Here is a 16,318-nt window from a genome sequence, read left to right as displayed (position 1 = left end):
ATTGCCCGCCTTCGGCCGACTGGAACCGTGAAGACATGATGAATCTGACTATGACCAGAAAGACCGTTTCCCTTGTGGGCCCGCTCGCCGCCGCATTGACGCTCGGCGCGGTCGGCCTGCCCGCTCATGCGGCTATCGCGCTGGATCGCACGCGCGTGATTTTCGACGGCGACCTGAAAACGGTCAGTCTCAACATCAGTAACCAGAACAAACAGTTGCCGTATTTGGCGCAGGGATGGATCGAAGACGATCGCGGCAACAAGATCCAAAGCCCCTTCACCGTGCTGCCGCCGGTGCAGCGGGTGGAGCCGGGCAAACCGAGCCAGGTGAAGATCCAGTCGCTGCCGGCGGCGCGTCAGCTGCCGCAGGACCGGGAGACGCTGTATTACTTCAACCTGCGGGAAATACCGCCGCGCAGCAATAAGCCGAACACGCTGCAGATAGCGTTGCAGACCCGCATCAAAATGTTTTATCGCCCGGCGGCGCTCGCCCCGAAGAAGAACGCGGCGCCGTGGCAGGAGCAGCTGACGCTGACCCGGCAGGGTGACAAATATGTGGTGAACAACCCGACCCCTTATTACGTGACGATCGTTGAGGCGAGTGCCAGCAAGGGCGGCAAAGGGGCGGCCGGCTTTGAACCGTTGATGGTGGCGCCGAAGGCCAGCGCCCCGCTGAACGTTTCCGCCGCGAGCCTCGGCAACGCACCGTCGCTGGCGTACATCAACGATTACGGCGGGCGGCCGCAGTTGAACTTCCGCTGCGCCGGCAGTGCCTGCCAGGTCGTGCCGGTCGCCAAATGACGAGCCGCGCGCAAGCAGGGAAGACCGAGTCATGAACACAGCGGAGTGAACGAATCATGCAACGAAAGATCCCCATGCTGTTGGGAAAGGCCTATGAACGTCATCAGCGACACACTATCGGCCTGACGGTGTTGGCCGCGCTGATGGTGCCGCTGACGGCGGGCACGATGCTGATGCTGATGCCGCCGGCCCGCGCGGTGGACAACTGGGACGTGGAGGGGGCGAACGGCACGCTCCACGTCTACGGCGCGTTAACGGAAAGCGCCTGCAGCCTGGAAATGACCACCGCCCGCCAGGAGGTATGGCTGGGCGAGACGGGAACGGCGCACTTCCAGCGCCCGGGCGATCGCGGCACGCCGGTCGCCTTCGAGCTGACGCTGAAAGACTGCCTGCGGGCGCCGGCGAGCAACCGCGACGCCTGGACCGGTGTGCTGGCCTGGAGCGGCAGCCAGCCTGCGGTGTCCGTGGCGTTTGCCGCGCCGACGGATGACGACGCGCCGGGGTTGGTCAGGGTTGCCGGCGTCACCGGGTTGGGGTTGCAGCTGGCGGATGCCAGCGGCCTGCCTGTGCGCCTCGGCGCGCGTAACAAACCGGTATTGCTGACGCCGGGACAAAACACCCTGACGTATACGGTGACGCCGGTGCGCACCCCGGCGACGCTGAGCGCCGGCGCTTACCGTGCGGCGATCGATTTCCGGCTTTACTACGACTAATACGCCGCTTGCGCCCGGTCGGCGCAAGCACAACCAAAGGGAGTGGCGTCATGCGCGCGACAGAGACGAACCGGCGCCGGAGCGCGCTGTTGGGGGCTGGCATGGTCATGGCGGCCGGCATAATGGCGCAGTCGGCGACTGCGGCGGAAAACATGCGCTTTCACGGCACGCTGGTGGCCGAGCCGTGCGTCATTCAGCCAGGGGATGAGTACATTCCGCTGGATTTCGGCACCATCGTCGACAAATACCTGTATCTGAACACCCGCTCCCACAGTCAAACCTTCGCATTGCACCTGACCGAGTGCGATCTCAGCCTGGGCAATACGGTGGCTATCACGTTTACCGGCACCGAAAACGCCAAACTGCCCGGCCTGTTGGCATTGGATGCCGGCAGCCTGGCGTCGGGGATCGGCATCGGGCTGGAAGACAGCAGCGGCAAGGCGCTGCCGCTCAATCGCGCCAGCGATAAATTCCGCCTGAGTGCCGGCAACACCACGCTTACGCTGCAGGCCTATGTGCAAGGGGAACCGGAGGCTATCCAGACGAAGTCCATCGGCCGCGGCACCTTCAGCGCGGTGGCCACTTTTACGTTGGAATACGAATAAGCGTCTACAAGGACAAGAAACGCAATGATGAGAAAGCACGTCAATCACGCCCTGCGCATGGGGCTGCTGTGCCTGTTGGCGTTGAGCGCCGCCGCTTGCCAAAGCCAAAAGTCGGGCAAGCCCGCCGTGAACACTAAAAATCAGGTTGTGCAACCTCCGTCAGAAGAGGCTTTGCGCAAGCAGCGTGAGGCCGAACAGCTGCAGCAGTGCCAGCAGCAACTGGGCGCATTGCGTGCGATCGACGAGAAACAGTATCAGCGCTATCAGCAGGCCTTCGACAGCCTTATGAGCGGCGCCTCGCAGTACGCCAGCCTGCGCGCCAGGGTAAACGGTGACACGCAGGAGACGGTGGATGCGCTGTATCGCTACAAGGTCAACTATCTGTGCGCCGGGGTGAATCAGGCGGTGTTGACCGGCTTGGCGGATCGTGGGGAGCAGATTAAATGAGGCTGCGCCTGCTGGGCTGCGTCGCTCTGCTGTTCTCCGGCGTCGCGCTGGCGGACGACGGCGTGCCGGCGCTGCTGCAGTTTGCCGAGCAGTATCAACGGCAAAACATCGTGCCGACGAACGAAAAAGCGGCGCCAGTCGAACGCGAGTCGGGGCAAAAAAAGCGTGAACCCGCGAAGCGCCCGTCGGACAACAATAAGCCAGCCTCACCGGCCAAAGCTTTTACGCTGACCCAGGAATTATTGGCGCGTGACCAACAGCTGGCGCGCCAGCGAATGGAACTGACGATGTTGCGCCAGGAACTCGCCGCGTTGCGGGCGGAGAAAGCGACGCCATCCGTCGCGACGTTGCCCGATTCGTCAACGCTGCAAAAGTGGATCGCCGGGTTGGGCACCGCCTGGCGCGGCTCGCCCGACGCGCAGCGCGCCGAGGCGTTGCTGCGTCAGGCGACGCAGGAAACCGCCCAAAGCAGAGCGATGGCGGCGCAGGCCGAACGGCGCGTCACCGAACTTGAGTCTGCCGCGCAGGCATCGGCACAGACGCTTGCACAACGCCAACGCGAGCACCAGGAGGCGTTGCACGCTCTGCGCGCCGCGTTGGAAGAAAGCGAGCAGAAGCGGGCCGGTGAGCAGAAGGCGACTCAGCAGGCGCGCGAAGACCTGCTGGCGTTGCGTAAGCGGCTGCAATGGGAGATGACGCCGGAGCAGTTGAAGGATGATCGCAAGCGTCTGTCCTATGCGGCGGGCAGTGCGCTGGGGAGGGACATTCAGGGGGTAGTGGCGGAGCGTCAAAGTTGGGGCGTGCCGGTGGATCGCGACAGCCTGTTGGCGGGCGTCATCGATAGCGTCTCTGGGCGTTTGCGGCTGCCGCCGGATGAACTGAATGCGCTGACGGCGCAAGCGGATGCCAACGCCGTGGCCGCGCGTGAGAAACGCGTTAATGAACAGCGGCGGCGTGATGAAGATTACCTGACGCAGTTCAGTCAACAAAAGGACGTAAAGCAATCGGCGATGGGCTTCTGGTATCGGGTTGATTACGCCGGGGATGGCGCGCTGGCGCCAACGACGGTGGTTGATGTGGTCGTGAAGGAGACGTTGACCGACGGCACGGTGATCCAGGATATGGAACTGAGCGGCAAGGTGCTGTCGCAACCGTTGTCCGAGTATCCGCCGCTGTTTCGGGAGGCGATAAGCCATCTGCACAACCACGGATCGCTGACGATGGTCGTGCCGCCAGCGCTGGCCTACGGCGAAACCGGCTATCCGCCGAAAGTGCCACCTAACGCCACCATGATTTATGAATTACGCATCGACAACAGTCAGGCGCCGGCAAAGGGCGCCCAGGCGGTTAAACGAGAAGCCGGAACGGCGGGGAGGCAGGGATGAACACGATGATAAAAATCGCGCTATTTGATGAAAACCGTTACTTCAGCGCCGGTTGGCAGGAGGCTCTGGCGCTGCATTTCAGCACTTATGGCAAGCGCACGCTGTTACTGGATGCGCAGCAGGTTCACGAAGCCGATCTGGTGTTCTGCTATTTTCCTCCCGGCGTGCAAAGCTGCTTTTGTCACTTCTTTGAGACGCAGACTGCGGGACGCAAAACGCTGTATTTCTCGTTGCGAATGCCGGAGGGGCGGCATAAACGCACCGTCGGAAACCGCTGCGCGCTGGAGGCCGGCGTCATCTACCACGATATGCCGTTGGTCTCGGCGCTGTATCAGGTGAGCGCCGAGCTGGAGCGGCGCAGCAAATGGCCGAACCGGCCGGGTTGTGGCAGGAACTGCATATGCCAGCACCGCGGCCTGACGCTGCGCGAGCAGGAGATCATGCGCTGTATGACGCGCGAGATGGGGGTGACGCAAATCGCCCGAATGCTGGACATCAGCGTGAAAACCGTCAGCAACCACAAGATGAGCGTGATGCGCAAAATGGGATTCCGGCGTAATGCCGAACTTTACGGTTGGCTGCGGCACAGCGCCCGTCCCGGCGCCGTCGGGGTTCGAGCCGGCATTCAGCCGGGCGGTGCGGCAGGGAAAGAGCGGCATTGAAACGGCACCGGCCAGATCGGAACGGCCGGCGCCTTTAGTGATTCGCCGTGGCGGTTAATTGCAGGCCACGACCTTGATCGCCAGCCCGCCCTGTGAGGTTTCGCGGTATTTGGCGTTCATGTCTTTGCCGGTTTCGTACATGGTTTCGATCACCTTATCCAGACAAACCCGCGGCTCGCTGGTGCGGCGCATCGCCATGCGCGCGGCATTGACTGCCTTGACGGCGGAAATGGCGTTGCGTTCGATGCAGGGCACCTGTACCTGGCCGGCGAGCGGATCGCAGGTCAGCCCCAAATGGTGCTCCATGGCGATCTCCGCCGCGATGCATACCTGCGCCGGGCTGCCGCCCAGCAGCTCGGTCAACCCGGCCGCCGCCATCGAACAGGCGACGCCCACTTCCCCTGACAGCCCACTTCGGCGCCGGAGATCGAGGCATTCATCTTGTACAGCGCACCAATCACGCCGGACGCCAGGAAGTAGCGGGTGTAGGAGTTGGCGTTCACCGGGCGGATGAACTTGTCGTAGTAGGCCAGCACCGCAGGGATGATGCCGCAGGCGCCGTTGGTCGGGGCGGTAACCACGCGGCCACCGGCGGCGTTTTCTTCGTTGACCGCCAGCGCGAACATGTTGATCCAATCGACCACGTTCATCGGGTCGATATTGTTCTTGTCTCCGGTCACCAGAATGCGGCGCAGCGCGGCGGCGCGGCGCGGCACTTTCATCGGGCCGGGCAGCAAGCCTTCGGTGTTGATGCCGCGTTCGATACCGGCGCTCATCACCTGCCAGACGTCGGCGAAGTGCGCGTCGATATCCGCTTTGCTGCGCAGCGCCAGTTCGTTCTGCATCACCAGGCCGGACAACGACAGCCCGGTCTCTTTGCAATGCTGCTGCAGATCGTGCGCCGATTTGAATGGGTAAGGCACCGGCGTTGCGCCCTCGGCGGACTGGCCGAAGTGCTCTTCGTCGACGATGAAACCGCCGCCGATCGAGTAATAGGTTTTGCTGTGCAGCAAGCGTTCATCGGCGAAGGCGCGGATGCGCATGCCGTTTTCGTGCAGCGGCAGGTTATCGCTGTGGAAATTCATGCCGCCGTGCAGCGGGAAATCCACCTCGTGATGGCCGTTGGCCAGCGGCAGGCGGCCGCGTTGTTCGACGTCGCGGATAAAGCCCGGAATGCTGTCGATGTCCACGTCGTGCGGCAGGTTGCCGGCCAGGCCCATGATAATGGCGATATCGGTGTGGTGGCCTTTACCGGTCAACGACAGCGAACCGTACACGTCGACCACCACGCGGGTGGTGTCCTGCAGCTGCTGGTGGGCGATCAGATCGTCGACGAACTGTTTGCCGGCTTTCATCGGGCCAACGGTGTGGGAGCTGGATGGGCCGATGCCAATTTTGAAAATATCGAAAACGCTGACCATGGTCTCGCCTCCTTCTTCAGGTTTCAGGCGGTGAATACGGGAAATGGGGGAGTGCGGGAGGGCCGGCGCGCAGCGGCGCCGGCCGGACGTGATTAGCCGAGCAGGCTGAACACGATAGCAGAGATGGCGATCAGACCCATCACAACCACAAACACGTTGCTGATGTGGCCGCTGTACTTGCGCATGGCAGGCACTTTACGGATGGCGTACATCGGCATCAGGAACAGCAGCATGGCGATGATTGGGCCACCCAGGGTTTCGATCATGCCCAGGATGCTCGGGTTCAGGGTGGCGACGATCCAGGTGGTCACCAGCATGAAGATAGCGGTCATGCGGTTCAGCTTGGCGGTGCTGACGGTTTTGCCGCGGCTCTTCATCGACTTGGCGACCAGGCCGTTGAAGCCTTCACGGGCGCCCAGGTAGTGGCCCAGGAACGATTTGGTGATGGCGACGAAGGCGATAACCGGCGCGATGTACTCGATCATCGGGTTGTTAAAGTGGTTAGCCAGGTAAGACAGAATCGAGATATTCTGCGCCTTGGCTTCCGCCAGGTTTTCCGGCGTCAGGCTCAGCACGCAGCTGAACACGAAGAACATCACGGTCAGCACCATCATGATGTGTGCGTAAGCCAGAATGCGGGAGCATTTCTTCTCGGCGTCTGCGCCGTACTCTTCGCGTTTGGCGACGGCGAAGGCGGAGATGATCGGCGAGTGGTTGAAGGAGAACACCATCACCGGGATCGCCAGCCACAGGGTCATGATCAGGCCGTGACCCATGCCGGTACCGCTGCCGGACAGCGACACGTTTTCGAAGATGGCGCCGGTCCAGTTAGGGATCAGATACACCGCCAGCAGCATCAGCACCGCCACAAACGGGAACACCAGGATGCTCATGGTTTTCACGATGGCCTGCTCACCGAAGCGCACGATGGTCATCAGGCCGACGATCAGGATCAGCGACAGGATGGCGCGCGGCGGCGACGTCATGCCCAACTGGTGGGTGATGAAGCTGTCGACGGTGTTGGTGATCGCCACGCTGTAAACCAACAGAATCGGGTAGATGGCGAAGAAGTACAGCAGGGTAATCAGCTTACCGGCGGTGATGCCGAAGTGCTCTTCTACCACGGCGGTGATGTCTTCACCGGGATTTTTGCCGGACAGAACGAAACGGCACAGGCCGCGGTGGGCAAAGAAGGTCATCGGGAAAGCGATGATGGCCATGATGATCAAAGGAATCAAACCGCCGATGCCGGCGTTGATGGGCAAGAACAGGACGCCTGCGCCGATGGCGGTGCCGTACAGGCCCAACATCCACATGGTATCCGTTTTACGCCAGGTACTGCTGGAGCCCGAAGCCGCAGAGGCAATTGTGCCGGTCTGTGTAGTGTCCATAAATATCTCCGAAGTGAACACGAATTTAAAATTAAAAGGCAAAACTTAAGGTTAAACCGTCAAACGTCCTATTCAGGCAACGCTTGCGGTAAGAATCAGGTGTTGCTTGCGGGGATGTTTTGGCGTCCCCCTGGTTGTTTATTGCGTTCATTACCAAGGCACAGCGCCGGGTAATTCACTAAAGACTTTTCACCGTCGCGGGCGATAAAAGTCGTTACCGCTGCCGACAGGTCTTTGCCTGTCGATTTTTGTTGGCGGCAAGATAACGATTTACAGTAGAAACAACCGTGATCCTGCTCTCAAATGCGCAATATGTGCAGTTATCAGCTTTTTTATCGATTTTTCGCGCATTTGTTGCACATTTGTGTAAGATTTTGTGCTAAGAACGCTCTCATGAAAGTTTCTGTGATTATGCGGCTTGTACAATAATTAGCCGGATAAAGCGCTGTGCTCAGCAGCAAGCCGAGCAATATATTTTATGCGTGGTTTTGGATCTAGCGAAAAACCCGGATTAAGCAGTTTTAGTGATGTAGATCACATTATGTTTTTAAGGTAAATAACGTTTATCTTTTTGTTTTTATTTTGTTTTTCTTGAAAAGCACCGCTAGTAACGAAGGGAAATTACTTACGTGGTTAGCGGATAAAAATGCGTAACCATTCATCATATAAATAACAGATACCTAACAGGTATTGGCGAGATTTGCTGCAATCGCGTAAACCGCCGTTTATTTAAACTTCCTGGCCTTTGGCTCGATTTATCATATAAAAGCCATAAATAGCCGTTAATTCACCCAACCGACCGCGTGGTTAGCCTGCGAAAAAATAATCACGCGGGTGAGCTGTTGCATTTTATTAACCTGATGTTGCGTGCGGATAAGCGAAAAACGCGAATTGATTGCGCATTATTTGTTCATTTTTCGGCGGGGAAAGAGGGATATCGAAGCGGCGCGCCGCCGGTTTCGACGGCGCTGAAGGCGGATTAATAGCGGGTAGCGATGGCGTTATCGTTGAAGAACGCCATGAAGTCGGCGTCCGGCTGGCGATCGGTGATCACCCGATCGAACTGCGTCAGCGGGCCGATGCAGGCCGGCTTGGTTTTGCCGAACTTGCTGTGATCTGCCACCAGGATCTTTTGCTGCGCCATCGCCATGGCGCGATGCTTCATCTCCAGCTCGTCGAAGTTGAAGCAGGTGGCGCCGTGCTGCAGGCTGAGGCCGGCGGCGGAGATAAAGGCGATGTTCGGGCAGATGTGATCGAGCTCGTTGCGGCCGCCGACGCTGGAAAAGATGTAGTTGTTCGGCTTGAACTCGCCGCCGCACAGCACCACCTTGCAGTTCGGTTTGTCCTGCAGCGCCAGGAAGGTGTTCAGCGAATGACACACGGCGGTGAAAGCCAACTCGTCGGCGATGGCGTCGATGATCGCCGGCGTGGTGGTGCCGCAGTCGAAAAACACCGTGTCGTTTTCATTGATCAGCGGCGCCGCCAGCAGGCCGATGCGCCGTTTCTCCGTTACCTGTTTGGCTTTTTGATCGGAAACGAAGTAGTTGGTCACGCCGTTGCTGCGCGGATCGGTCACCACGTAGCCGCCGAGCAACACCACGGCCGCCGGTTCGGCGCTCAGATCGCGGCGAATGGTCATCTCCGAGACCCCCAGCAGCACGGCGGCTTCTTTCAGGTGGATCTTGTCAGCGCGTTTTAACGCCTGAACTAGCCGGTTGATACGTTCTTCGCGCCGCGTTTCCATAGATCCGTCTTCCCACAGGTAGTAGAGATAAAAGGCGAGCCGGCATTTCCGGCGCTAAACAGAACGATGCGGGGCAATATCGGGCCGCATCAACCGCCCGTATTGTCCCGCATCGGAGTGTATTGGCTATGCCCCTCAGGGCATGCCGACGATCAGTAGCTGCCCGCTGCCGCCTGAGCGCCGGAGACGATGGCGACGCCGGAGCTGGTGCCGATACGCGTGGCGCCGGCGTTGATCATCTTCTCGGCGGTGGCGCGATCGCGCACGGCGCCGGAAGCTTTCACGCCCATTTCGCTGCCCACGGTCTCGCGCATCAGTTTGACGTGCTCTTCCCGAGCGCCGCCGGTGCTGAAGCCGGTGGAGGTTTTCACGAAGGCGACATCGAGTTCGCGACACATTTCACAAACCTGGACGATCTGCGCATCGCTGAGCAGGCAGGTTTCCAATATTACCTTCAACGGGATCGCCGCGCAAACCTCGCGCACGGCGGCGATGTCGGCTTTCACTTCGTCCAGCAGGCCGCTCTTCAGCCAGCCGACGTTGATCACCATGTCGATCTCTTGCGCGCCGGCGGCGATCGCCGCTTTGGCTTCAAAGGCTTTGGCGACGGTCAGGCCGGCGCCCAGCGGGAAACCGATCACCGAGCAGACTTTCACCGTGCTTTCCTGCAGCAGCTGGGCCGCCAGCGGCACGTAGCCGGAGTTGACGCATACCGCATAGAAGTTGTGCTGCTGCGCTTCTTCGCACAGTTTGGCGATCTGCATTTCGGTGGCGTCCATGGCCAGCAGGGTGTGGTCAACATAGCTGGCGTAATCGATGTTTTCGGTGGTCATCGCGGTTCCTTAGTGAAGTTGAGAAAAGAGCATGGATAGATAATGTGAAAATAATAACATTGCAATGTCGATAAACCTAGCGGGATTTGAAAAATGTCGACGAGATCATAGTTACTTCACTGTTATATGTATAACTTAGAGGAGGGTTGTTTGTTATTTAAATAACATTTTCAGTGGCCGCTCGCGGCCTGCGCGGGCGAAACGTCGAGGGAAAAAAGATGAAGATCAACATCGACCTGGCTCCTGAAGCTTTCGGGACGTATCGGCAGGAACTGTTCCGCAACGCGGATTTCGCGGTGAGCGCGCATCGCTGCGCAGAACGCGGGCCGATGCTGACGCTGGCGAACTGCCGTGGCGCGCTGACGGTTTTGCCGTATCAGGGCCTCGCGATCTGGGACGCCGAGTTTGACGGACATTCGCTGAAATCGGGCCGCCGCAGCGTGCGGGGCGCCGGAAGAAAGCGCGCTGACGACGCCGCGTTCTGTCCCGCCTGGCCGAGTCACGACGGCGCGCCGCTCCAGATGCAACGCGTGTGGCTGCAGCTGGCGGGCGATGAGCTGACGTTGCACGGTGAAGGCGAGCGGTTGGGCGGGCGTTGGCGCATCGGCCCGGCGCTGCGTCTGGCGGCCCAGAGCGCGCAGTTCGCCATAGAGATGAAGGTTACCAACCTGGCCGATCGGCCGCAGCCGCTGCGCTATGTGTGCCGCCTCAACTACGATTGCATTCCCGACGCGGTGTTCCGCCAGAACCTGCCGACGCCGGCGCTGTTGGGAGAGATGCTCGGGCAGGAACTGCTGTGCTCCGACGATCTGACGCGCTACGTGGATCAGGCCGAGTTCTTTATGCTGGCGCCGCAAGGCCGCCGCTATGTGACGCGTTTTGCCACCGGGCAATTCAACTATGGCCTGCGGCGCATCGCTGTCCAGGGCAACAGGCGGCTGCTTGCTTTTATCCAGCCGGCAAACTGTCGGCCGAACGCACCGGAAGGGGAGGCGGGAGTGATGCTGGGAGCGGGAAAAACGCGGGCATTTTGCGTGACCACCGGCGTGGTGTGAAAGCAGGGGCGGTAACGCCCCTGTCATGTTATGCGGTTATTCTTTTACCCAGCCGCGGCGAATGGCAAAGGCAAACAGAAAGCGATACAGGCGCGACAGCCTGTCGGCGAGGACATCGCCGAACAGATTCCATACCAGCTGAGCGAACAGGCAGCCGACCAGGCCGAGCAGGAAACCGCCGACCATATCCAACGGCCAGTGCACGCCGAGGTAAACGCGTGACCAGGCGATGCCGACGGCGACAATCATCAGCAGCGCGCCGGACCAGACCCGGTGCCAGAACAGGAACGCCAGCGCAAAGGTAAAGATGGCGGTGCCGTGATCGCTGGGGAACGAACTGTCCGGCACGTGCGCCAGGAAGGTATAACCCACGCCGGCGACGAACGGGCGCTCATGCGGCAGCAGCGCGCCGATAGCGGAGGCGGCAAGCATGGCGAACAGCAGCGCGATCGTGGTTTTCGCCACCACTTCGCGCTGCGAAACCAGCTGGCTGCGCGGCCCCCACAGCCACAGGCCGACGATCAGCAGCGGCACGATAATGATAAGATCGCGCGCCAGAAAGATGGCGAAATCGATCATCCATTCGGGAGATGCCGGGGTCGCATTGATCCAGGCGAAAAGAACATGGTTTAACTGCTCCATAACCGTTACCTCATCTTGCGGCGCCAATAGCCGCTAACTATCCAATAAATTGCCAACTGGCTTAACCAAACCCACCAACCTGCCCACAGGTTATGGGTAAGAAAATGTGCGCCGCGCATGATCTGACCAAAGCCCATCAACATGCCGAGCGCAATACCGCCACACCAGCAGCACCAGGCCAGGCGCGGGCGCTGCGGATAAAACAGGAAAAACAACGCCATGACCGCGAAACCGCTCGAGGCGTGCCCGCCGGGGAAACAGCGACCGGGGCCCGGCAGCGCCGGTACCGCGCCGAACAACGGGAAGGACATCGCCTTGCCGCCGTACTCGATCAGATCCCACGGACAGGAGTGCGCGCTGGTGGCCTTGAGAATGCCCACCACCAGCGGGCCGATGCCGAGAAGCAGCATGCTGACAATCAGGCGCGCGCTGCGGCGATAGATGCCCCAAAACAGCGTAAGCACCGCTCCCACGATCACTATCTGCTTCAACAGACGGTGATTGATCAGATCCAGCCAGTAATTGTTTTGCCACGGGAAATGCCCGCTGGCGGCATCGTACCAATAGTTGCTGATCGCCCAGTCCAGCTGTTCGTTGCGGGAGAGCCACAGGAACACCAAACCGCTGATCAGCAGGCCAAAAACTTGCCAACGGTAAAAGGATGTCGGCAGGGAGTAAAGGGCGGTTGTCTTAATTTGCTGTGCCGTTGAGGATTGATTTAATGACGATTCTGGATTCACGCGCAGGCTCGGTGACAGTATTGAATAGCGCCACTGTAATAATTCTGTCTTAAGAAAACCTTAGTCCGCCGGCAAGAAAACCCTATCTGATACACCCGGTTGTGCGCAGGTCATCACTTGTTTATCTCGTCTTAATCGGCGGTTTTTTCTGGTGTATTGCTCCGGTTAACGGGGAATACCAGTCGATTGTCACTATTTATAACCTATTGTAAAGAAGATTAAACCTGTGGCGAGCTTGGCGGTAGTGTATTAGTTTATAGGCGGATTATTTGACAAAAAGTGTAGGGATAAAACATGAACAAGGCATCCGTTGTATTTTCCGGCCTGCTGATGGCCGTTTCCGCCAGCGCCATGGCGGCCACCTCTGGCGACGATGCGGATATCAGCAAACAGCCGCTGGAAAAGGTCGCGCCTTATCCGAAAGCCGAGAAGGGCATGAACCGCCAGGTGATCTACCTGCCGAAGCAAGAGCACGAAGAGAACTATAAGGTAGAGCTGCTGATCGGCAAGACGCTGGAAGTGGACTGCAACCGCCATATGATTGGCGGCACGCTGGAGACCAAAACCCTGTCCGGCTGGGGCTACGACTACCTGGTGCTGGAGAAGCTGTCCGAGCCGGCCTCGACCATGATGGCCTGCCCGGATAACACCAAGAGCAAGCAATTCATCGCCGCCAACCTGGGCGACGCCGCGATGCAGCGTTACAACAGCCGCCTGCCGATCGTGGTGTATGCGCCGAAAGACGCGGAAGTGAAATACCGCATCTGGAAAGCCGAAGACACCGTAAGCCAGGCTGAATCAAAGTAATCCGCGATTAGCGCTGTGAATACATGATCTTGTACAAAACCGTTTGAAGAGCATTTTGCGATGATATGCGGCTCTGCAGGCGGTTTTTTATTTTCAGGCAGGAAAGCCGGGCGCTTAGCCAAATTTTTTCAACCGACAGAGGGAAAATGGAAATTGACTCAAGCTAACAAGGTTAACATCCTTGGTTTAAGGGCATTTTTTTAATTCTCACTCGTAATATCCTCATTTTTATCTCCCTTCATCTTTGATTATATTATTGTGAATTGCAATTATTTCGGCAATAACAAACCGTGTTGGTTACATAAATAAAAATATTCTTATTAATCATTTTATTGTTGTTTTATTGATTTTATTTAATGGCGAAGGAATGGAAATTAATTACTGTGCTGCTAGATTCATCAATGTAATTAGCTCCACGGCAATTACATTGTTCGCTAATTAATATCTAAAAAAACTTACGAGGATATTCCAATGGCTGATTGTAAATGCAATGAACAAGATCCGCACGGTCAAAATGAACATGTTGCTGATTTTACTGCGGTTGGATTTTCGCAAAAAACACCGGCGCCGGTACCTGTAGACCTTAAGCAGCAGGGCGTGTTGGCGCTTAAACTTTCGGTTTGCGTTGGGGCCAGTTATAACCCTGCAAACAACCAAATTTGTTTTACCATTCCTATCTACGGTGACTTTTGCGTTTCTTCGCCGATTCCAATTCCCATTGGTGGGCAGCTTAAAGTGTGCGCAGAGACCTGTGGTTCCTTTATTCCTACGGGATTGAAGGCCACTATTTATCTGAACGGTTCCGTTCTGTTCTCTGTCGTTCTTTTTGGCGCTTGCTAATGTAAAAAGAAAAGCAAGGCACCGTAGGTGTCTTGCTTTTTTTGATATTAAGATATTGATAAGGCCGTTGTTGAGTTCAGCCCCACTTGCTAATTAATACAGTTACTCCGCTCTCATTCCTTCTGAAATCAAACCTTGGGAAATCATTGTCTGATAGCCGACCGCCCGACACTAAACGTTAAGAGAAACGATGTTTCAGGAAGGAGCGGACGCGGCGCTGTACGCCGTCAGTTGAGGTGTTGCTGCCATCTGATGGTGGTCCCGTGGGCGGTGGAGTGCAGGCAACAAAAAACCCGATAATCTTGAACCTAAAAGGCGGGATTATCGGGCTCCACAAAATGGGGACATCAAAGAAAAGCAGTGGCACTAATTCAGACTGCGGCCCCCAACGAAAGTTCTGGCCGGCGACAAAAAAATCAAAATATTTTTATCGCCGATCCATCTCTCCCGCTAATCGATCAGCCGAGTATGCCCGGCCATAGCACTACGATGAGCGAACCCGCCAGCGTTAACAGCACGTTAGCGATGGCGTAGGTACCGGCGTAGCCCAACGCCGGGATGTTGCTGCGCGCGGTATCGCTGATGATCTCCATCGCCGGCGCGCAGGTGCGGGCGCCCATGATGGCGCCGAACAGCAGGGCGCGGTTCATGCGCAGCACGTAGGCGCCGAACAGGAAGCAGATAATCACCGGCACCAGGCTGACGATCAGCCCGGCGATCAGCATCTGGCCGCCGACCGCGCCCAGGCTGTGGCCGATGCCGGCGCCGGCGCTCAGGCCCACGCCCGCCATAAACACCATCAGACCGAACTCTTTCACCATGTTCAGCGCGCCCTGCGGAATGTAGCCGAAGGTCGGGTGGTTGGCGCGCAGGAAGCCGAGCATGATGCCGGACATCAGCAGGCCGGCGGCGTTGCCGATGCCGAACGAGAAGTTGCTGAACTGAATGGTGATCTGGCCGATCAGCAGGCCGATGATGAAGAAGGCGCAGAACGCCAGCAGATCGGTCACCTGGCTGTGAATCGAGATAAAGCCAATCTTCTCCGCCACGCTCTTCACCCGGCGCGCGTCGCCGCTCACCTGCAGCACGTCGCCTTTGTTGAGCACGATGCTGTCGTCGATCGGCATTTCGATCTGGCTGCGGATCACGCGGTTGAGGAAGCAGCCGTGGTCGGTCAGCTTCAGCTGGCTCAGGCGTTTGTTCACCGCGTTGCTGTTCTTCACTACGATCTCTTCGGTCACGATGCGCATGTCGAGCAGATCGCGGTCGAACACTTCCTTACCGTTGCGGAAGCTCGGATCCAGCCGCGCGTGGGCGTCCGGATAACCGACCAGCGAGATCTCGTCGCCCACCTGCAGTACCGCGTCACCGTCCGGGTTGGCCAGAATGCCGTTGCGGCGGATGCGTTCGATGTAGCAGCCGGTCTGGCGGTAGATGCCCAGCTCGCGCAGGTTCTTGCCGTCGGCCCAGGCCACCAGCTCGGGGCCGACGCGGTAGGCGCGGATCACCGGCAGGTAGACCTTGCGCTGGCTGTCGGTGTCCAGGCCGCGTTCGCGAGCGATTTGCTGGGCGGAGGTGGACAGATCCTGGTGCTGCAGTTTTGGCAGGTAGCGCGCGCCGAAAATCAGGCTGACCAGACCGATCAGGTAGGTAAGGGCATAGCCAAGGCTCAGATGATCCTGCGCCGCCAGCAGCGCCGGGCCGTTGACGATGGTGTTGCGCAGCGTATCGCCGGCCCCCACCAGCACCGGCGTGGAGGTCATCGAGCCGGCCAGCATGCCGGCGGTCAGGCCGATGTCCCAGTGGAACAGCTTGCCGAGGCCGATGGCGATCACCATCGCCGAACCGACCATCACCAGCGCCAGCATCAGGTAATTTTTGCCGTCGCGGAAGAAAATCGAGAAAAAGTTAGGCCCGGCTTCCACGCCGACGCAGAAAATAAACAGCATGAAGCCGAGATTCAGCGCCTCGGTGTTAATGGCGAAGTGTTGCTGGCCGAGCAGCAGAGAAACCACTAAAACGCCAATGGAATTACCGAGTTGGACGGAGCCCAGACGGAGTTTACCGAGGCACAGCCCCAGTGCGAGTACCACGAACAGTAACAGAATGTAGTTACCGTTTAACAAACTAGCGACGTTTATGTTCACGGAGGATAACTTATTGTTTACCAGTAAGTGCTTGATATAGATAACTATAAGAGATAAATTCAGCCTTAAAACGACATCATAAATCA

15 protein-coding genes and 1 pseudogene are annotated in these 16,318 nt (G+C 58.3%); 9 read left to right on the top strand and 7 right to left on the bottom strand.

What is annotated here, in order from left to right:
• Nucleotides 1-35: 35 nt before the first annotated feature.
• From JL05_RS20330 to JL05_RS20305, 6 genes are all read left to right on the top strand, one after another.
• Nucleotides 36-800: a fimbria/pilus periplasmic chaperone gene (locus JL05_RS20330; RefSeq protein WP_050501267.1), complete on the top strand. Its 765-nt coding sequence runs from the start codon at nucleotides 36-38 to the stop codon at nucleotides 798-800.
• Nucleotides 801-874: 74 nt separating this feature from the next.
• Complete coding sequence (locus JL05_RS20325; protein WP_033633483.1) at nucleotides 875-1,513, top strand: fimbrial protein; 639 nt, start codon at nucleotides 875-877, stop codon at nucleotides 1,511-1,513.
• Nucleotides 1,514-1,563: 50 nt separating this feature from the next.
• Nucleotides 1,564-2,118 (top strand): fimbrial protein, encoded by a 555-nt coding sequence (locus tag JL05_RS20320; protein WP_033633482.1) that lies wholly within the window; start codon nucleotides 1,564-1,566, stop codon nucleotides 2,116-2,118.
• 24 nt (nucleotides 2,119-2,142) lie between these two features.
• The gene (locus JL05_RS20315) at nucleotides 2,143-2,565 is read left to right on the top strand and encodes a YuaE family lipoprotein (RefSeq protein WP_033633481.1); all 423 of its coding nucleotides are present in this window, start codon (nucleotides 2,143-2,145) and stop codon (nucleotides 2,563-2,565) included.
• A complete protein-coding gene (locus JL05_RS20310) occupies nucleotides 2,562-3,950 on the top strand; it encodes an FKBP-type peptidyl-prolyl cis-trans isomerase N-terminal domain-containing protein (RefSeq protein WP_033633480.1) in 1,389 nt (462 codons plus the stop codon). The genes JL05_RS20315 and JL05_RS20310 overlap by 4 nt, the downstream gene beginning before the upstream one ends.
• The gene (locus JL05_RS20305) at nucleotides 3,947-4,612 is read left to right on the top strand and encodes a helix-turn-helix domain-containing protein (protein WP_033633479.1); all 666 of its coding nucleotides are present in this window, start codon (nucleotides 3,947-3,949) and stop codon (nucleotides 4,610-4,612) included. Before JL05_RS20310 ends, JL05_RS20305 begins: the two co-directional genes overlap by 4 nt.
• Before the next feature lie 54 nt (nucleotides 4,613-4,666).
• Here JL05_RS20305 and JL05_RS20300 read toward each other — a convergent pair.
• The 4 genes and pseudogenes from JL05_RS20300 to deoC form a co-directional block, all read right to left on the bottom strand.
• Nucleotides 4,667-6,033: pseudogene (locus JL05_RS20300) on the bottom strand (L-serine ammonia-lyase).
• A 92-nt stretch (nucleotides 6,034-6,125) separates the two neighbouring features.
• Nucleotides 6,126-7,424: an HAAAP family serine/threonine permease gene (locus JL05_RS20295; RefSeq protein WP_004938697.1), complete on the bottom strand. Its 1,299-nt coding sequence runs from the start codon at nucleotides 7,422-7,424 to the stop codon at nucleotides 6,126-6,128.
• Between the two features lie 979 nt (nucleotides 7,425-8,403).
• The gene (deoR, locus tag JL05_RS20290) at nucleotides 8,404-9,168 is read right to left on the bottom strand and encodes a DNA-binding transcriptional repressor DeoR (RefSeq protein ID WP_033633478.1); all 765 of its coding nucleotides are present in this window, start codon (nucleotides 9,166-9,168) and stop codon (nucleotides 8,404-8,406) included.
• Nucleotides 9,169-9,320: 152 nt separating this feature from the next.
• Complete coding sequence (gene deoC / locus JL05_RS20285; protein WP_004938693.1) at nucleotides 9,321-10,001, bottom strand: deoxyribose-phosphate aldolase; 681 nt, start codon at nucleotides 9,999-10,001, stop codon at nucleotides 9,321-9,323.
• A gap of 218 nt (nucleotides 10,002-10,219) precedes the next feature.
• Here deoC and JL05_RS20280 point away from each other — a divergent pair, with 218 nt between their 5' ends.
• The gene (locus JL05_RS20280; protein ID WP_033633477.1) at nucleotides 10,220-11,056 is read left to right on the top strand and encodes an aldose epimerase family protein; all 837 of its coding nucleotides are present in this window, start codon (nucleotides 10,220-10,222) and stop codon (nucleotides 11,054-11,056) included.
• A gap of 36 nt (nucleotides 11,057-11,092) precedes the next feature.
• Here JL05_RS20280 and ybjG read toward each other — a convergent pair whose 3' ends face one another.
• The gene (gene ybjG / locus JL05_RS20275) at nucleotides 11,093-11,698 is read right to left on the bottom strand and encodes an undecaprenyl-diphosphate phosphatase (RefSeq protein WP_033633476.1); all 606 of its coding nucleotides are present in this window, start codon (nucleotides 11,696-11,698) and stop codon (nucleotides 11,093-11,095) included.
• 5 nt (nucleotides 11,699-11,703) lie between these two features.
• A complete protein-coding gene (locus tag JL05_RS20270; protein ID WP_033633475.1) occupies nucleotides 11,704-12,438 on the bottom strand; it encodes a phosphatase PAP2 family protein in 735 nt (244 codons plus the stop codon).
• A gap of 294 nt (nucleotides 12,439-12,732) precedes the next feature.
• Between JL05_RS20270 and eco the strand changes: the two genes are divergently transcribed.
• Entirely contained in the window at nucleotides 12,733-13,245 is a 513-nt protein-coding gene (gene eco, locus JL05_RS20265; RefSeq protein WP_033633474.1) for a serine protease inhibitor ecotin, read from the top strand.
• Between the two features lie 471 nt (nucleotides 13,246-13,716).
• Nucleotides 13,717-14,085, top strand: a complete 369-nt coding sequence (locus JL05_RS25030; protein ID WP_072010115.1) for a hypothetical protein — start codon at nucleotides 13,717-13,719, stop codon at nucleotides 14,083-14,085.
• 458 nt (nucleotides 14,086-14,543) lie between these two features.
• Here the strand turns inward: JL05_RS25030 and JL05_RS20260 are convergent, their stop codons facing one another.
• The gene (locus JL05_RS20260; RefSeq protein ID WP_004938680.1) at nucleotides 14,544-16,232 is read right to left on the bottom strand and encodes an aspartate:alanine antiporter; all 1,689 of its coding nucleotides are present in this window, start codon (nucleotides 16,230-16,232) and stop codon (nucleotides 14,544-14,546) included.
• Between the last annotated feature and the right edge of the window lie 86 nt (nucleotides 16,233-16,318).

The organism is Serratia nematodiphila DZ0503SBS1, assembly GCF_000738675.1.
GTDB lineage: Bacteria > Pseudomonadota > Gammaproteobacteria > Enterobacterales > Enterobacteriaceae > Serratia > Serratia nematodiphila.
This window is presented reverse-complemented; position numbering and strand designations above follow the sequence as displayed.